The organism is Streptomyces sp. NPDC060028, assembly GCF_042736725.1.
Lineage (GTDB): Bacteria > Actinomycetota > Actinomycetes > Streptomycetales > Streptomycetaceae > Streptomyces.
This window is the reverse complement of sequence record NZ_JBHWVJ010000133.1, coordinates 1-14,518: the sequence shown is the minus strand read 5'-3', so window position 1 is coordinate 14,518 and position 14,518 is coordinate 1. Positions and strand designations below refer to the sequence as shown.

12 protein-coding genes and 1 pseudogene are annotated in these 14,518 nt (G+C 70.0%); 7 read left to right on the top strand and 6 right to left on the bottom strand.

All coding sequences use genetic code 11. The annotated features are described in order from the left end of the window. From ACFWBF_RS35690 to ACFWBF_RS35680, 3 genes and pseudogenes are all read right to left on the bottom strand, one after another. Nucleotides 1-321 (bottom strand): annotated as a pseudogene (locus ACFWBF_RS35690) (hypothetical protein); the annotation flags it as partial. 252 nt (nt 322-573) lie between these two features. Further along, nucleotides 574-1,281, bottom strand: a complete 708-nt coding sequence (locus tag ACFWBF_RS35685) for a DUF402 domain-containing protein (RefSeq protein WP_385609003.1) — start codon at nt 1,279-1,281, stop codon at nt 574-576. A 91-nt stretch (nt 1,282-1,372) separates the two neighbouring features. Next, nucleotides 1,373-2,788 carry a class II fumarate hydratase gene (locus ACFWBF_RS35680; RefSeq protein ID WP_385609002.1) on the bottom strand — a complete coding sequence of 472 codons (1,416 nt, stop codon included), beginning with the start codon at nt 2,786-2,788 and terminating at the stop codon, nt 1,373-1,375. A 107-nt stretch (nt 2,789-2,895) separates the two neighbouring features. Between ACFWBF_RS35680 and ACFWBF_RS35675 the strand changes: the two genes are divergently transcribed. After that, nucleotides 2,896-4,440, top strand: a complete 1,545-nt coding sequence (locus tag ACFWBF_RS35675; protein WP_385609001.1) for a ricin-type beta-trefoil lectin domain protein — start codon at nt 2,896-2,898, stop codon at nt 4,438-4,440. A 66-nt stretch (nt 4,441-4,506) separates the two neighbouring features. On the opposite strand, the gene ACFWBF_RS35670 is transcribed toward ACFWBF_RS35675, so the two are convergent. After that, a complete protein-coding gene (locus ACFWBF_RS35670) occupies nt 4,507-5,277 on the bottom strand; it encodes a glycerophosphodiester phosphodiesterase (RefSeq protein ID WP_385609000.1) in 771 nt (256 codons plus the stop codon). 366 nt (nt 5,278-5,643) lie between these two features. Between ACFWBF_RS35670 and ACFWBF_RS35665 the strand changes: the two genes are divergently transcribed. From ACFWBF_RS35665 to ACFWBF_RS35655, 3 genes are all read left to right on the top strand, one after another. Beyond that, nucleotides 5,644-7,995 carry a hypothetical protein gene (locus ACFWBF_RS35665; RefSeq protein ID WP_385608999.1) on the top strand — a complete coding sequence of 784 codons (2,352 nt, stop codon included), beginning with the start codon at nt 5,644-5,646 and terminating at the stop codon, nt 7,993-7,995. 9 nt (nt 7,996-8,004) lie between these two features. Beyond that, on the top strand, nt 8,005-8,649 hold the full coding sequence (locus ACFWBF_RS35660) for a hypothetical protein (protein ID WP_385608998.1): 645 nt from the start codon (nt 8,005-8,007) through the stop codon (nt 8,647-8,649). 264 nt (nt 8,650-8,913) lie between these two features. Further along, nucleotides 8,914-9,366: a hypothetical protein gene (locus tag ACFWBF_RS35655; RefSeq protein WP_385608997.1), complete on the top strand. Its 453-nt coding sequence runs from the start codon at nt 8,914-8,916 to the stop codon at nt 9,364-9,366. A 51-nt stretch (nt 9,367-9,417) separates the two neighbouring features. Here the strand turns inward: ACFWBF_RS35655 and ACFWBF_RS35650 are convergent, their stop codons facing one another. After that, a complete protein-coding gene (locus tag ACFWBF_RS35650; RefSeq protein ID WP_385608996.1) occupies nt 9,418-11,085 on the bottom strand; it encodes a fumarate hydratase in 1,668 nt (555 codons plus the stop codon). 161 nt (nt 11,086-11,246) lie between these two features. Here ACFWBF_RS35650 and ACFWBF_RS35645 point away from each other — a divergent pair, with 161 nt between their 5' ends. Both ACFWBF_RS35645 and ACFWBF_RS35640 read left to right on the top strand, forming a co-directional pair. Beyond that, a complete protein-coding gene (locus tag ACFWBF_RS35645) occupies nt 11,247-11,930 on the top strand; it encodes a DUF1707 domain-containing protein (RefSeq protein WP_385608995.1) in 684 nt (227 codons plus the stop codon). A 174-nt stretch (nt 11,931-12,104) separates the two neighbouring features. Beyond that, complete coding sequence (locus ACFWBF_RS35640) at nt 12,105-12,503, top strand: WhiB family transcriptional regulator (protein ID WP_385608994.1); 399 nt, start codon at nt 12,105-12,107, stop codon at nt 12,501-12,503. Nucleotides 12,504-12,651: 148 nt separating this feature from the next. On the opposite strand, the gene glpX is transcribed toward ACFWBF_RS35640, so the two are convergent. Beyond that, on the bottom strand, nt 12,652-13,683 hold the full coding sequence (glpX, locus tag ACFWBF_RS35635; protein WP_385608993.1) for a class II fructose-bisphosphatase: 1,032 nt from the start codon (nt 13,681-13,683) through the stop codon (nt 12,652-12,654). A gap of 203 nt (nt 13,684-13,886) precedes the next feature. On the opposite strand from glpX, the gene ACFWBF_RS35630 reads away from it, so the two are divergent. Then, the gene (locus ACFWBF_RS35630) at nt 13,887-14,417 is read left to right on the top strand and encodes a DUF4245 domain-containing protein (RefSeq protein ID WP_385608992.1); all 531 of its coding nucleotides are present in this window, start codon (nt 13,887-13,889) and stop codon (nt 14,415-14,417) included. Nucleotides 14,418-14,518 lie beyond the last annotated feature (101 nt).

The following is a 14,518-nucleotide window of genomic DNA, read 5'->3' as shown; positions in this document are numbered from 1 at the left end:
GGCGGGGTCCTGGGCGGCGTCACCGGGGGCGTTGGCGCCCGTGTCCGCGCCGGCGCCCCGGGCGGCCTCGGCGCCGCGTGCGTGGGGCAGGCGTCCGTCGGGCGTGCCCGAGCCCGCGCCCGTGCCGCGGACGGCCTCGGCGGCCGGTACCGGGGCCTTGCCGTGGCCCGGTTCGTCGGTTCCTCCGCCGGAGGCGACGGCGACCTGGCCCAGCCCGCCGCGGGCCGTGCCGGCGGAGGGCGCGCCGGAGCTGCCCGGGGCCGGTGTCGCGGCGGCCGTGGCGGGCTGCGGGCCCTCCTGCGAGGTGGGGTACTCCGTCACGCGTGGAATTCCGTCCGTTTGCGCTCGATGTGCGCTGCACTCAACTCGGTCAGTCGCGGTATACCCGCTCAGCGGCGGGGACACCATCACCCCGCGGTTCCGCGTCCCGCTCGTTACCTCTCGTCTTGCGTTGACCTCCGGTCAAGTCCCGCTCACAGCACGACATTTACGGATGTACGACCTCGCGGCGGCGCCGCGGGGAACCGGCGCGGGACGATCCTATGATTGCCCACCGGGGGCGCATCAAGGGTCTCATGAGGTCATATGCGCCGGAGTGCGGTCCCAGTCCCGGGGCAGAACCGGAACGCCCCAGGCCGGGTCCGGCCGCCAATCCTGCCAGCCGTCGCGGAACGGCGTACCCCAGGCCTTGATCACGTCCACCGCCGCGCGCCCGGCGGCCTGCACCCGCAGCGCCTGCTCCCGGTCCATCAGCCCGGCCCGCTGGGCCTGCGCGAACTCGTCCTCGTCCCGCCACTTCCACGTCCGGTCCGGGTAGACGGAGATGTCCAGGAAGTGGTCCTCCGAGTCCACCCCGCCCGACCATCGCGAACGGGGCTCCTCGAGGTTCACGTACCAGCTCTTGAACCGCCAGCCGTGTTCCCAGAACAGCCACACCGACCACGGGTCCCCGGGCCGGGCCAGCTTCAGCACGCCCGCCCCGAACCAGCGCGACCGTACGGTGGTCCGCGGCGCGGTGTAGCGGGTGGCGAGCGGCTCCGCGTGGACCGGGGTCCCGTCGGCGAGCACCGGCTTGACGCACTCGGTGCCCGGGGCCATCCACACGGCGAGCAGGTCGTCGGTGTCCTGCACCACGGTCACCGGGCGGCAGATGTGCACCCGGCCCTTCGGGCCCGGGGCGTGATCGCGGTACCGCCAGAGGATCTGCTCCCCTGGCGACCAGTGCGTGCCCCGCGCCCCGTCGTGCGCCACGCCGCCCCCGCGGCCTCCGGTACCTGTCATGCGCAGATCTTAGGGCTGGGGTCGGCGGCCCCGCTGCGGTGCAGGTCACGGAGGTGAACGGGGACGGGAAACGTCCGGATCCGGCCCCCGCTCAGGGTCGGGTCATACGCAGCACGTCAAGGGCCTGATCCAGTTCCTCCAGCGTCAGATCGCCGCGCTCGATGTAGCCCGACTCCAGTACGACCTCCCTGATCGTCTTGCGTTCCGCGAGCGACTTCTTGGCGACCTTGGCGGCCTCCTCATAGCCGATGTACCGGTTCAGCGGGGTCACCACGGAGGGCGAGGACTCGGCGTACTCCCTGGCCCGGGCGGTGTTGGCGGTGATCCCGTCGACCGTACGGTCCGCCAGCAGGCGGCTCACGTTGCCCAGCAGCCTGATCGACTCGAGCAGGTTGCGCGCCATCACGGGGAGCATCACGTTGAGTTCGAAGTTGCCGGCGGCGCCCGCCACCGCCACCGCGGTGTCGTTCCCCGTCACCTGCGCGGCGACCATCAGGACGGCCTCCGGGACGACCGGATTGACCTTCCCGGGCATGATCGAGGACCCCGGCTGGAGATCCGGGAGGTTGATTTCAGCCAATCCCGTGCGCGGCCCGGAGGCCATCCAGCGCAGATCGTTGGAGATCTTGGTGAGCGAGACGGCGACGGTACGGAGCATCCCGGAGGTCTCCACCAGCGCGTCCCGCGCGCCCTGGGCCTCGAAGTGGTTGCGGGCTTCGGTGAGCGGCAGCCCGGTGGCCGCGGCCACCTCGGCGATCACGGCGGCCGAGAAACCGGGCGGGGTGTTGATCCCGGTGCCGACTGCGGTCCCGCCGAGCGGCAGCTCGGCCAGCCGGGGGAGCACGGCGCGCAGCCGCTCCACGCCGTAGCGGAGCTGGACGGCGTACCCGCCGAACTCCTGGCCCAGGGTGACCGGGGTGGCGTCCATCAGGTGGGTGCGGCCGGCCTTGACCACGGCGGTGAACTCGTCGGACTTGCGCTCCAGTGCGGCCGCGAGGTGATCCAGCGCCGGGATCAGCGCGCGTGTGACGGCGGCGGTCGCGGCGATGTGGATGGAAGACGGGAACACGTCATTGGAGCTCTGCGAGGCGTTGACGTGGTCGTTGGGGTGCACGTCGCAGCCGAGCCGCTCGGTGGCCAGGGTGGCGATGACCTCGTTGGCGTTCATGTTGGACGAGGTGCCGGACCCGGTCTGGAACACGTCGACGGGGAAGTGCTCGTCCCAGCGGCCCTCGGCGACCTCGGCAGCGGCGGAGCGGATCGCCTCGGCGATGTCCTCGTCCACCACGCCGAGCTTGGCGTTGACCGTGGCGGCCGCGGCCTTGATGCGGGCCAACGCCTCGATGTGGGCGCGCTCCAGGCGCTGCCCGGAAATGGGGAAGTTCTCCACCGCGCGCTGGGTCTGAGCTCGCCATTTGGCGTGCGCGGGGACCCGTACGTCGCCCATGGAGTCGTGCTCGATCCGGAACTCTTCGTCCTCGTGACCGGCCTGCTGAGCGTCTGTCATGTTCGTGGTCTCCTCAAAAAGTTGAGCAATTGTCGTGTTCGAAGTGTTCCCAACTCCCCTACTGACCAGTAAATACCGTGGGTAACACCAATCTCGGGGAGGCGTTCATGACTCGTACGCACATGAAACCCAGGCTCAGATCTACCTTCGCCGCCGTCGCGGCGATCGCGGCCGCCCTCGGGGGCGTCACCGCCATCACCCCCATGGCCCAGGCGGCCACCCCGGCGGCCCCCGCCGCCCCGGCCGCGGCCGTCACCCCGCTCCCGCCCGAGCTGGAGACGATCCGCGCCGCCGAGGCCGTGAAGATCTACGGCGACGCGGCCGTCCGCCCGCTCGGCGAGCGCAAGACCGGACTGATCTCCCTCGGCGACAGCGAGATCTCGGGCGAGGGCGTCGGCAACTACGACCCCGCGACCAATACGCCAGGCAACCAGTGCCACCGCTCGCCCGACTCGGCGATCCACCGCACCGGCATCCCGGCCGACCTCACCTTCAACGTGGCCTGTTCCGGCGGGTACACCGGCAACATCAAGATCGGTGGCGGCAAGCAGTACGCCGACGAGCTCGTGCAGAGCGACAGCCTCGCCATCAAGGCCCGCAACACCCGGATCAAGATGGTGCTGCTGGTCGCCGGAGCCAACGACGACCTGCAGTTCGGCCCGGTCATGACCGACTGCGTGACCCGCTGGGTGCTCAGCCAGGGCACCTGCGAGCCCAAGTACGGCCCCGGGTGGCAGGCGCGCGTCGACGGCCTGAAGCCCAAGGTGGAGTCCACCATCGCAGACCTCAAGACGGTCATGCGCGGCGCGGGCTACGCCGACTCGGACTACAAGCTGGTCGTGATGGGCTACCCCAGCCCCATCGGACCCGACTTCTACGACAACCCGAGCTTCCCCGGCAAGCTGCCCGGCGGCTGCGCCGGATACGACTCCGACGCCGCCTGGGGCCGCAACTACGCGGTGCCCACCTTCGAGAAGGGCATGCGCGCGGCGGCCCTCGCGGCCGGCGCCACCTACCTGGACAACTCGCGGCTCTTCAACGGCCACGAGGTCTGCATGGAGGACACCTGGGCCCGCGGCCTCTACCTGGACCTCGGGGACCACTTCCCGTGGGACGAGAACACCGCCCGACAGTCCTTCCACCCCAACTACCGGGGCCACGGCGCGTTCGCGTCCTGCCTGACCCAGCTCTACGACTCGGGCCTGCGCGAGGCCTCCTGCGCGGACCCGGCGAGCACCGGGACCCCCGTCCTGCAGGCCGGGGCCTGGGACGAGCTGTACAAGCCGCTCAAGAACGAGGCGACCGGCAACTGCCTCGACTCCTTCGGCGGCGCCAGTGCCAATGACACCAAGGTCGTCGGCTGGGACTGCCACGGCGGCCGCAACCAGGACTGGTGGTACGACGCGGCCCGCAAGTCGGTCCACGTCGGACTCACCCACGACCGCTGCCTCGACGTCCCCGGCGCCAACTACGGCGCCGGCACCGGCCTGATCATCTGGAACTGCCACGGCGGCGCGAACCAGCAGTTCGTCCGTGACGGCGCCACCCTGCGCCCCGCGGCCTCCCCGGGCATGTGCCTGACGGTGGCCGCCGCGCACGAGCCGCTGCGCCTGCAGACCTGCAACGGCGCGTCGAACCAGCGCTTCGTGTAGATCCACCACGCACACCCGCCCCCACCCCCCCCCACACCCGGCCGGCGCACCCCGGCCGGGTGTCCGTCACATGTCGTCGATCAGCTTGCGCACCTCGCGCGGCCGGTTGGTGATGACGGTGTCCACGCCGAGACGCACGCACAGCTCCACGTCCTCGGGCTCGTCCACGGTCCACACCCGTACGGCCAGACCCTTCGCCTTGAGCCGGCCCACCAGCCCCGGATCGCGCCGCACCAGATAGATCCCCGGGCCCGCGTGGGTGGCGTACGGCGGCCGGACCGGCCTGAGCCGGCGCTCCATGAGGTACACGGCGGGCAGCCCGGGCGCGAGCCGGTGCATCCGGGTCAGCGCGGCACGGGAGAAGCTCATCACCTCGATCCGGCCCGTCGCGCCGTCGGCCAGCCCGTACTCCCGCAGCATCCGCACCAGTTCGCCCTCCAGGCGGCCGCCGGCGCGGGTCGGGTGCTTGGTCTCGACGGCGAGCCCGACGGGGCGGGGCGCGGCCAGCGCCTCCCGGAGCAGGTCCTCGAAGAGCAACACCCGGGCCCCGGCGTGGCCGGCCCCCTTCCACGCCCCGAAGTCGAGGGCGCGCAGCTCCTCGTACGTCATCTCGGACACGACCCCCCGTCCGTCGGAGGTCCGCTCCACGCGCCGGTCGTGGACACAGACGAGCTTGTGGTCGGCGGTGAGCCGTACATCGCACTCGAGCGAATCGGCCCCGTCGGCGATGGCCTGCCGATAGGCGGCGAGGGTGTGCTCGGGATGCTCATGGGAAGCCCCGCGATGGGCGACCACCCGTACGGTGCGGGCCGTGCGGGGGGAGGACGTCACTGTCATACGGAAAACCTCGCGAACCGGGGTGAACGGGAAGCTGCCTCCCTGTAACCCCGACGTTAACCCGCTGCGCTCCGTCCCCCGCTCCCGGCCACGCCACCCCGAGGGAGGCCCGCTGCCTCAGGGCCTGCCGCCGCAGGAGGCGGAGGGGTGCGGTTCAGCCAATCTGCCGGACGACGGGAATCGGGTTTGTGTTCGCAACTCCTCCTGGGTAGACAGGGACTCGCGTGCCAAGTGGGGCCACATGCAAGGGGTGTGGGAGGAAGTGGCCCGGCGCGGCCGACCGTCACCTGTGCGAAGGCCGCCGCGCGAGTCGGCGGCGCCCGGTGAGGCGCATCCGTTGATGTGTTGACGTATGGGGGGCAGTGAGTGAGCAACGATCCGGTCGATCCGGCTGAGATACCCGTCTTCACGGGCAATCTGGCGGAGCTGGAGACGAGGACGAAGGCCCTGTCGGGGGACGGGTCGAGGATCGCCACGGCGGGGTCGGACGTGCACACGACGTTCGGCGGGCTGTCGGCGTTCTATCAGGCGCCCGAGGCGGAGCAGTTGTTCGCGGTGACGAAGCCCGTCGTCGATGTCACCGCTTCCTTCACCTCGGATCTGAAGGTGATTTCGGGTGCGTTGACGACGTACGCGCATGACGTGACGCCGCTGGTGAAGAAGCTGGACCGGCTGCGTGGGGAAGCCGCGGTCTTCCGGACGAAGGTGTCCCGTGAGGACAAGTGGCGTGAGGACGGCGATCTGATCGAGGAGAACCTCGATCGCCGTGACGAGGTCGCGGAGGTGTGGGCGCAGTTCCAGGACGCGGAGCGGGCGTGCTACAACAAGATCGTCACCTTGTTCTGCGGGGTGCCCCTGTCCAAGGACGACGGCTCGCACGCGACCGGCATGTACGGCTATGACGCGAAGGCTTTGAAGGCATCGAAGTCGCTGCCGTGGGGTGATGTGGTCGAGGAGTCGGTTCCCGCGTGGCAGGTTTGGGAACACGCCTGGGACTTCGGCAAGGGCGTCCTGGTCGACGGGGTGTGGGGCACGCTCAAGGGCTTGGGCACCCTGGTGGGCGTTGACGGCTGGGACGCCTGCAAGGAGGCGTGGACCGGACTGGCCAAGCTCTCCACGTTCTCCGCGATCACCTCCGTCCCGGGCCTCAACGTGGCTTTCCTGATGGCGGACGACAAGGACCTGCCGTCCTGGCTGCGGGACTCGCGTACCGCGGCGAAGGAGACCGGCAAGGCGCTCCTGGCCTGGGACGAGTGGCAGCACAACCCCTCGCGCGCGGCGGGCGCGGTCACCTTCAACGTGGTCACCACCATCGCCACGGGCGGTACGGGCGGCGCGGCGTCGGGCGCCGGCAAGGCGGGCATGGCGGCGAAGGCGATTTCCGCCGCGGGCAAGGTCGGCCATGTCATCGACCCCGTGACGTACGTCTTCAAGGGCGCGGGCGCCGGCCTCTCCAAGATCAGCGACGTGGTGGCAGGCTTCCGGGGCATCGGCAAGATCGAGGCCCCGACCCTCTCCGACGGCGCATTCACCCTCCCCGAAGGCGCCCACCTCCTACCCGACGGCACGGTCAAGCCCCCCGCCGGCGCAGAGGTACCTGCGGGCTCGGTCAAACTCCCCGACGGCACCGTCAGACTCCCCGACGGCACGGCCACCCTGCCCCCGGGCACCGTCAAACTTCCTTTCGAGGGCCCGGCCACGTACATGGACCCGGACGGCAACCTCCTCAAGGCCGACGGCACCTTGCACCAACCCACGGCCGAAGCCCCCACCACCAACCCGACCCCGACCCCGACCAAGGTCCCCGAAATGGCCGGCGTCGGCGCGCGAGGCGGCGACACCATCCACAACGGCCACATCGACCCCGCCCCCTCGGGCAGCACCCACACGTCAGACATCGCACCCACGGGTGGCCACACCCCAGGCGACCCCACACCGGGCGGCGAAACCCACGGCTCTGACGGGCAACCCGCGAGTCATGACGGAGCGGGTGCGCCCGACGTCGGCTCCGGGAATCGCGGCGGTTCGGACGGTGGCGATGCCGGAGCACACGACCCCGGGACTCCTGATCAGCCGCCAGTGCATCTGGACGGTGATCGCGTGGCGCAGCAGCCCACCGGCAAGATGGCCCCCGAGCAAGAGGCAGACCTCACGGCGGCTCTGGTGGAGTCAAAGGTCGCGTCGGTTGACCAGGGGCGCATGCTGACCCAGTTGCGTAAGTCGGAGTACGGGGCGGCCGTTGCCGAGTACATTTCCAGCGGAAGGTTTGCCCACACTCCGGGTTACAGAATGCTGATCTTCCAGGTGAAGCAGGGCGACATGATGCCCGCCGTCCATCAGGCACTGGAGCATGCGGCTGAACTGCAGGCCAAGAACATGGAAAATATCGAGTTCGAGTTGAAGTTACCCGAGGAAAAACTCGACTTGGATGTTCTTGCCAGGTCCCAGGACGGTATCGAGTACGGCGCTCAGCTCAAGGACGTAAAGAGCGCCAAGGGGATAAAGTCGGCCGTGGGAGGGATTGCGGAGAAGCAGCTGGCAGGTGCCGGGGTGAGGGTCAAGGTGGCAATTCTTGACATCCATGACGTGAAGGGGGCGATGACGGAGCAGATCTTCAAGTGGGTCCAGAGGGCGGCAGACCGGACCAATGCCTCCTTCGAGCTACGCTTCGCAGACGGCTCCGTCACCGTGTTTCCTACCAATGCTGCCACCCCGTAAGGAAGTTCCATGTCGATTTTGATGCGCGCGCCGAGGGAATGCGGCTCATGGTTCTGGGATCTGGAGGAGGTGGCGGCGGCAGGGTTGGAGTCGGCTCTCGTGGCAGCTGCCCGTATGGCTGCCGCCCTGCGTGAGCATGAGCTGCTGGAGCCCGCCTCTTTGGAATGGAGCTGGTTCGAGGTGGGCAAGGGTGGGCTGGGGATTCACAGCCGCATTGATGTCGTGGGGCGTTCGCTGGACGATTCAACAATCGCTGAACAGGTGCGGTCGTGCCAACCGGTCGGACATCCTGCGGCAGAGATGTCGGCAATCCTCGTGGTGGGCTCCGGTGACTGGCTCGACGCGGAAGGGAAACGCCATCGCGAACCCCGCCTTGTCGAACTGAGCGTGTCTCCCGATCCGATTGGCCTCTCGGCCGAGCTGTCGGTGTTTCATGACGTATGGAACCCATGCGATTTTCGAGGGCAGCCGCACCCCGCCGTCTACGCGCACAATGCCCCGCGCCTCGCGGCAGCACTGCGCAGTCTTGACGGCCTGCTCGGAGTTACAGCCGAACCTGGTGAGCCAACGTACTTCGGAGTTGCCGACGGCTACGGGATCAAGGTCCCTGACATCATTGACGGGCTCGGGCCGGATCTCACCGACATGCTGTGACGGGCAGCCGGCCCGGCCTCGATGCGTACGCGGACGGCATTACGGTCGGCTCGTCCGCGAGCGGTGCCATGACGCGGAGGGTCCGCGCGTGCTTGCCACGCCCAGAGGCCTGCTGTGGGGGCGGAGGTGACTTCGCAGCCCGCCGAGGAGGAGCTGGCCAGGGCAATGGCGCGAGGGCTCGATTCGGTCGTACTGGTTTCCTGGGGGACGCTCCCTTGGATTCGTGAGGCGGTGACTCCTCAAGGGGCGTCCACATTCGCCCGGGTGGAGCAGCTGGAGGGTGAATGCGGCGGGTTCAGGGTGTATGCGCTCGAAGCTCCCCTGGCCGCATTCCCGCAGGCTTTCGTCGAGGGATTCCCGGAGGTCGTCAGGGATTTTGCCGTGCCCACCCCGGTGGCGGACGGACTCTCCTTCGATGCAGGGGAAACGCATTCTCTGCTGAGGGAATGGGAGAAGCTGATCCAGCGGATGGGCTCTCACTGGCCGCCGTCCAACTGGTACTCGGCGGAGATGTACCGGGAGGACCTCGAAGGGCGTGCGAAGCTCGACGCCCTCCTGGCGGCGCTTCCGGGTGAGCAGAGGGCATCGTTCGGTGCGGCCCTGGCCGCTTTGGATGCGCGGTTCCGGGACCTGACCGTGGACGGCGGCGCCGGGGCTGCCGCCGCGCCCGCGCCCTGGTACTGGCGCCGCAGGCCGGTTGGCTGCCCGTGGGAGTGACGGCGGCGGGGGCCGGGGCAGCGGTTGAGGGTGCTGCCCCGGCGGGGTGGGTCAGGCCAGGCCCGGGCCGCGGACCGGGATGTGGGTGAACGTCGGTTCCGGGGCCGGGTTCTGGAAGAAGTCGTTGCCCTTGTCGTCCACGACGATGAAGGCCGGGAAGTCCTCGACCTCGATCTTCCAGACGGCTTCCATGCCGAGCTCCTCGTACTCCAGGACCTCGACCTTCTTGATGCAGTCCTGGGCCAGGCGCGCCGCCGGGCCGCCGATCGAGCCGAGGTAGAAGCCGCCGTGCGAGCCGCACGCGTCGGTCACCTGCTGGGAGCGGTTGCCCTTGGCCAGCATGACCTTCGAGCCGCCCGCCGCCTGGAACTGCTCGACGTACGAGTCCATGCGCCCGGCCGTGGTGGGGCCGAAGGAACCCGAGGCGTAGCCCTCGGGGGTCTTGGCGGGGCCGGCGTAGTAGACCGGGTGGTCCTTCAGGTACTGCGGCATGTCCTCGCCCGCGTCCAGCCGCTCCTTGATCTTCGCGTGCGCGATGTCGCGCGCCACGACCAGCGGGCCGGTCAGGGAGAGCCTCGTCTTCACCGGGTGCCGGGTGAGCGTGGCGAGGATGTCGGACATCGGCTGGGTCAGGTCGATCTTGACCACGTCCGCCGAATCGGCCAGGTGCGCGTCCGTCGTCTCCGGCAGGAAGCGCGCCGGGTCCCTCTCCAGCTGCTCCAGGAAGACGCCCTCGGCGGTGATCTTCGCCGTCGCCTGGCGGTCCGCCGAGCAGGAGACCGCGATGGCCACCGGCAGGGACGCGCCGTGGCGCGGCAGGCGCACGACGCGGACGTCGTGGCAGAAGTACTTGCCGCCGAACTGCGCGCCGATGCCGATCCTCTGGGTCAGCTCGAAGACCTGCTGCTCCAGGTCGAGGTCGCGGAAGCCGTGGCCCAGGGCCGAGCCCTCCGTCGGCAGCTCGTCCAGGTAGTGCGCCGAGGCGTACTTCGCGGTCTTGAGGGCGTGCTCCGCCGAGGTGCCGCCGACCACGATCGCCAGGTGGTACGGCGGGCAGGCCGCGGTGCCGAGCGAACGGATCTTCTCCTCCAGGAACTTCATCATGGAGGTCTCGTTGAGGACCGCCTTCGTCTCCTGGTAGAGGAAGGACTTGTTGGCCGAGCCGCCGCCCTTGGCCATGAAGAGGAACTTGTACGCGCCGCCGTCGGTCGCGTACAGCTCGATCTGCGCGGGCAGGTTCGAGCCGGTGTTCTTCTCCTCCCACATGGTGAGCGGGGCCATCTGCGAGTAGCGCAGGTTCAGCCGCGTGTACGCGTCGTAGATGCCGCGGGACAGCGCCGCCTCGTCACCGCCCTCGGTCAGGACGTTCTGGCCGCGCTTGCCCATCACGATCGCCGTGCCGGTGTCCTGGCACATCGGGAGCACGCCGGCCGCCGCGATGTTCGCGTTCTTGAGCAGGTCGAGGGCGACGAACTTGTCGTTCGCCGAGGCCTCGGGGTCGTCGATGATGCGGCGCAGCTGCGCGAGGTGCGCGGGGCGCAGGAAGTGCTGGATGTCGTGAATGGCCTCTTCGGCGAGCTTGCGCAGCGCCTCGGGCTCGACCTTGAGGAACGTACGGCCGTCGGCCTCGACGGTGGAGACGCCTTCGGAGGTCACCAGTCGGTAGGGGGTGGCGTCCTCGCCCAGGGGCAGCAGGTCGGTGTACGCAAACTCTGGCATGACGGCAGTCATTCCTCACTCGGCAGACGGCGCTGGCGACCAATTGGCAGCGCGTTCGTCCAGCGTAGGACCTCCGCCGCGGGCTGTGGCTGTGAGGTAAGGCTCACTGGGCGCCACGGGGGTAGTATCGCGATCTATCGTGTCTCGCTATGCTGGGTGCCGTGGACCTGGAAAAGCACCCCGCCGCCCCCGCCGCGCCGGCCCCTGCCGAGCTGCGCGCCTCAGACGCCGACCGGGACCGGATCGCGCAGATCCTCGCCGACGCCCTCGCCGAGGGCCGGCTCGACGCCGAGGAGCACTCCGAGCGCCTGGACTCGCTGTACGTCCTCAAGACCGTCGGCGAACTGGAGGTGCTGGTACGGGACCTGCCCGCGCCCGGCGGCGCCTCCCTGCCGCCCGCGTACGGGTACGCGGGCGCCGCGCCGGCGTCGGCCGGTGATCCCGCGCTCGGGCCGACGGAGACCGTCGTCGCCGTGTGCAGCAGCTCCGCCCGCAAGGGCCGCTGGCGCCCCGGCGCGCACACCCGCGCGGTATCGGTCATGGGTGACATCACCATCGACCTCACCGAGGCCGTCTTCGAGCAGCAGGTCACCGAGATCAACGTGACCTGCGTGCTGGGCAACGTCGAGATCCTGGTCCCGGAGAACGTCACCCTCCGGGGGTACGGGAACGGGGTCCTCGGCAACTTCGAGGTGCACGGCGTGGGCCGCGCCGTGACCGATCCGCAGGCCCCGGTCGTGATCATCCGCGGCTTCGCCCTGCTGGGCAACATCGAGGCCCGCCCCAAGCTCGGCGCCCGCCTGGTCGACCTGGCGCTCAAGCTCCGCAAGCGCCTGGAGGGCTGAGCCCCTCGCGCCTCGGGGCGCGGGCGCGCGCGGGGGTGTCGCGGGGATGCACACGGGCGTCGGATTTCGGTCGAACCTCCCTCGCCCCACGGCACGCAGTGCATAGGGGGGCGTACAGCGGGTAGGGACTGGTGCATCGTCTCTCGCTCGCGTATACGTCGTCAGGAGTAGACCGTGCCGCATCCGCCGCATCAGTCCCTGCAGGTAGCCGCCCTCCAGACTGTTCAGGGGCGTCCGGCCGCCGTGCCGAAGCCGCGGGTGCCGGCCAGGGAAGAGGACGGCCCATGGCACGCAGAGGCGGTGTGCCGCAGGGACGAGGCGGGACTCTTCTTCGCCCCCTCCAAGGAGCCGACCGCGGCCCGGCTGTCGCGCGAGGAGGCCGCCAAGCGGGTCTGCGCCCGCTGCCCCGTGATGGTCGCCTGCCGGGAGCACGCGCTGCTCCAGCCGGAGCCGTACGGGGTGTGGGGCGGGCTCACCGCCGCCGAGCGACGGGTGGTGCTGGCGCGCAGGCGCCGCCGGGCGGCGGAAATGCGCCAGGGGCAGGCGGCGGGACCGATAGCCGCCGCGGGCTGAGGCGCCGCGCCGCAAGCCCGTAGGCCCGCAGGCTCGTACGCCCGCAGGCCGCGCCCGCGAAGCCACCGGACGCGCCGGAATCGTACGCAGACACGCCGAAGGGGCGCTTCCCCCGCACAGGGAAGCGCCCCTTCGGTTCGGGCGGGCCCTACAGGGCGCGGTCGAAGTCGATCGCGCTGTAGGCCCGGAGCTTGGAGAGCCGGTGGGTCGAGTCGATCTGGCGGATCGTGCCCGACTTCGAGCGCATGACCAGCGAGGACGTGGTCGCGGTCTCGGAGCGGTAGTGGACGCCGCGCAGCAGCTCGCCGTCCGTGATGCCGGTGGCGACGAAGAAGACGTTCTCGCCGGAGACCAGGTCGTTGGTGTGCAGGACCCGGTCCAGGTCGTGGCCCGCGTCGATGGCCTTCTGGCGCTCGGCGTCGTCCTTCGGCCAGAGCTTGCCCTGGATGGTGCCGCCGAGGCACTTGATGGCGCAGGCCGAGATGATGCCCTCGGGGGTGCCGCCGATGCCGAGGAGCAGGTCCACGCCGGTGCCCTCGCGCACCGCCATGACCGAGCCCGCGACGTCGCCGTCCGAGATGAACTTGATGCGGGCGCCGGTCTCGCGGATCTCCTTGACGATGCCCTCGTGGCGGGGGCGGTCCAGGATGACCACGGTGACGTCCTCGACGGCCATCCGCTTGGCCTTGGCCACCCGGCGGATGTTGACCGAGACGGGGGCGTTGATGTCGACGAAGTCGGCGGCCTCCGGACCGGTGACCAGCTTCTCCATGTAGAAGACCGCGGACGGGTCGAACATGGTGCCGCGGTCGGCGGCGGCCAGGACGGCGATGGCGTTCGGCATGCCCTTGGCGTTCAGGGTGGTGCCGTCGATCGGGTCGACGGCGATGTCGACCTCGGCACCGGTGCCGTCGCCGACGCGCTCGCCGTTGAACAGCATGGGGGCTTCGTCCTTCTCCCCCTCACCGATCACGACGACGCCGTTCATCGAGACGGTGGAGATCAGGGTCCGCATCGCGTTGACCGCGGCGCCGTCGGCGCCGAGCTTGTCGCCGCGCCCGACCCATCGGCCCGCGGCCATGGCGGCGGCCTCGGTGACCCGGACGAGTTCCAGGGCGAGGTTGCGGTCGGGGGCCTCCGGAGAGACTTCGAGCTGGGGCGGCAGGTTGTGCTCGGTCATCGGAGCGCACCTTTCTGTACGGCGACGGCCGGGAAGTGAGGGTGCTGGAACTCTATCGGTACGTCGACAAATTGAGCAGAGCGGGTCACGAATGAGCGGCATATCGGTCAGCTGATTGGCCGACCGGACAGAAGGCGGTGCCATTCGGGCCGCCGCGCCGACCCCGGCGGTGATCGCCACCGCCGATGCGGGACGATGGTGCGATGGCAGGCATGAAGGGCAAGCAGACGGTCTGGGACATGGTCCGGTCCCTGGTGATGATCGGCCTCGTGGTCGGGGGGATCTACCTGTTCATCCCGCACGACGAGAAGGCCGACCCGACCCGCGTCGTCGACTACCGGGTGGAGACGATCACCGCCCGGCGCGCGGCGCCGTATCCGGTGGCCGCACCCGTGGGGCTCCCGGAGCAGTGGCGGGCGACCTCGGTGGATTACTCGCGCAAGAACGCCAACGGCTGGCACCTGGGCTTCCTGGACCCGCAGAAGCAGTACGTGGCGGTCGAGCAGTCCACGGACGTCTCGGACAAGTACCTCGGCAGGGTCACCCGGCAGGCTCAGGCCACCGGTCGGACGCAGCAGGTCGGGGACGTGGCCTGGGAGCGCTGGGAGGGCGAGAAGTACGACGCCCTCGTGCGCCGGGAGCAGGGCTACGTCACGGTGGTGACCGGCACGGCCTCGTACGAGCAGCTCGGCACGATGGCGGCGGCGCTGGAGTTCAAGACGGGCGACAAGTAGCAGGGCGACAAGTCGTCGCGGCGGTACCGCGGGCGGGGAACCCCCCGGGTAGAGGCGTCACACACACCCATAGCCGCCCGCCCCCGCACCCCCCCGGGGGC

Excerpts from the sequence above, each read along its gene's own strand:
- ACFWBF_RS35680 (WP_385609002.1), bottom strand. The coding sequence starts at position 2,788 with ATGACAGACGCTCAGCAGGCCGGTCACGAGGACGAAGAGTTCCGGATC.
- ACFWBF_RS35685 (WP_385609003.1), bottom strand. The coding sequence starts at position 1,281 with ATGACAGGTACCGGAGGCCGCGGGGGCGGCGTGGCGCACGACGGGGCG.
- ACFWBF_RS35650 (WP_385608996.1), bottom strand. The coding sequence starts at position 11,085 with ATGCCAGAGTTTGCGTACACCGACCTGCTGCCCCTGGGCGAGGACGCC.
- ACFWBF_RS35660 (WP_385608998.1), top strand. The coding sequence starts at position 8,005 with ATGTCGATTTTGATGCGCGCGCCGAGGGAATGCGGCTCATGGTTCTGG.
- ACFWBF_RS35675 (WP_385609001.1), top strand. The coding sequence starts at position 2,896 with ATGACTCGTACGCACATGAAACCCAGGCTCAGATCTACCTTCGCCGCC.
- glpX (WP_385608993.1), bottom strand. The coding sequence starts at position 13,683 with ATGACCGAGCACAACCTGCCGCCCCAGCTCGAAGTCTCTCCGGAGGCC.
- ACFWBF_RS35670 (WP_385609000.1), bottom strand. The coding sequence starts at position 5,277 with ATGACAGTGACGTCCTCCCCCCGCACGGCCCGCACCGTACGGGTGGTC.
- ACFWBF_RS35630 (WP_385608992.1), top strand. The coding sequence starts at position 13,887 with ATGGCAGGCATGAAGGGCAAGCAGACGGTCTGGGACATGGTCCGGTCC.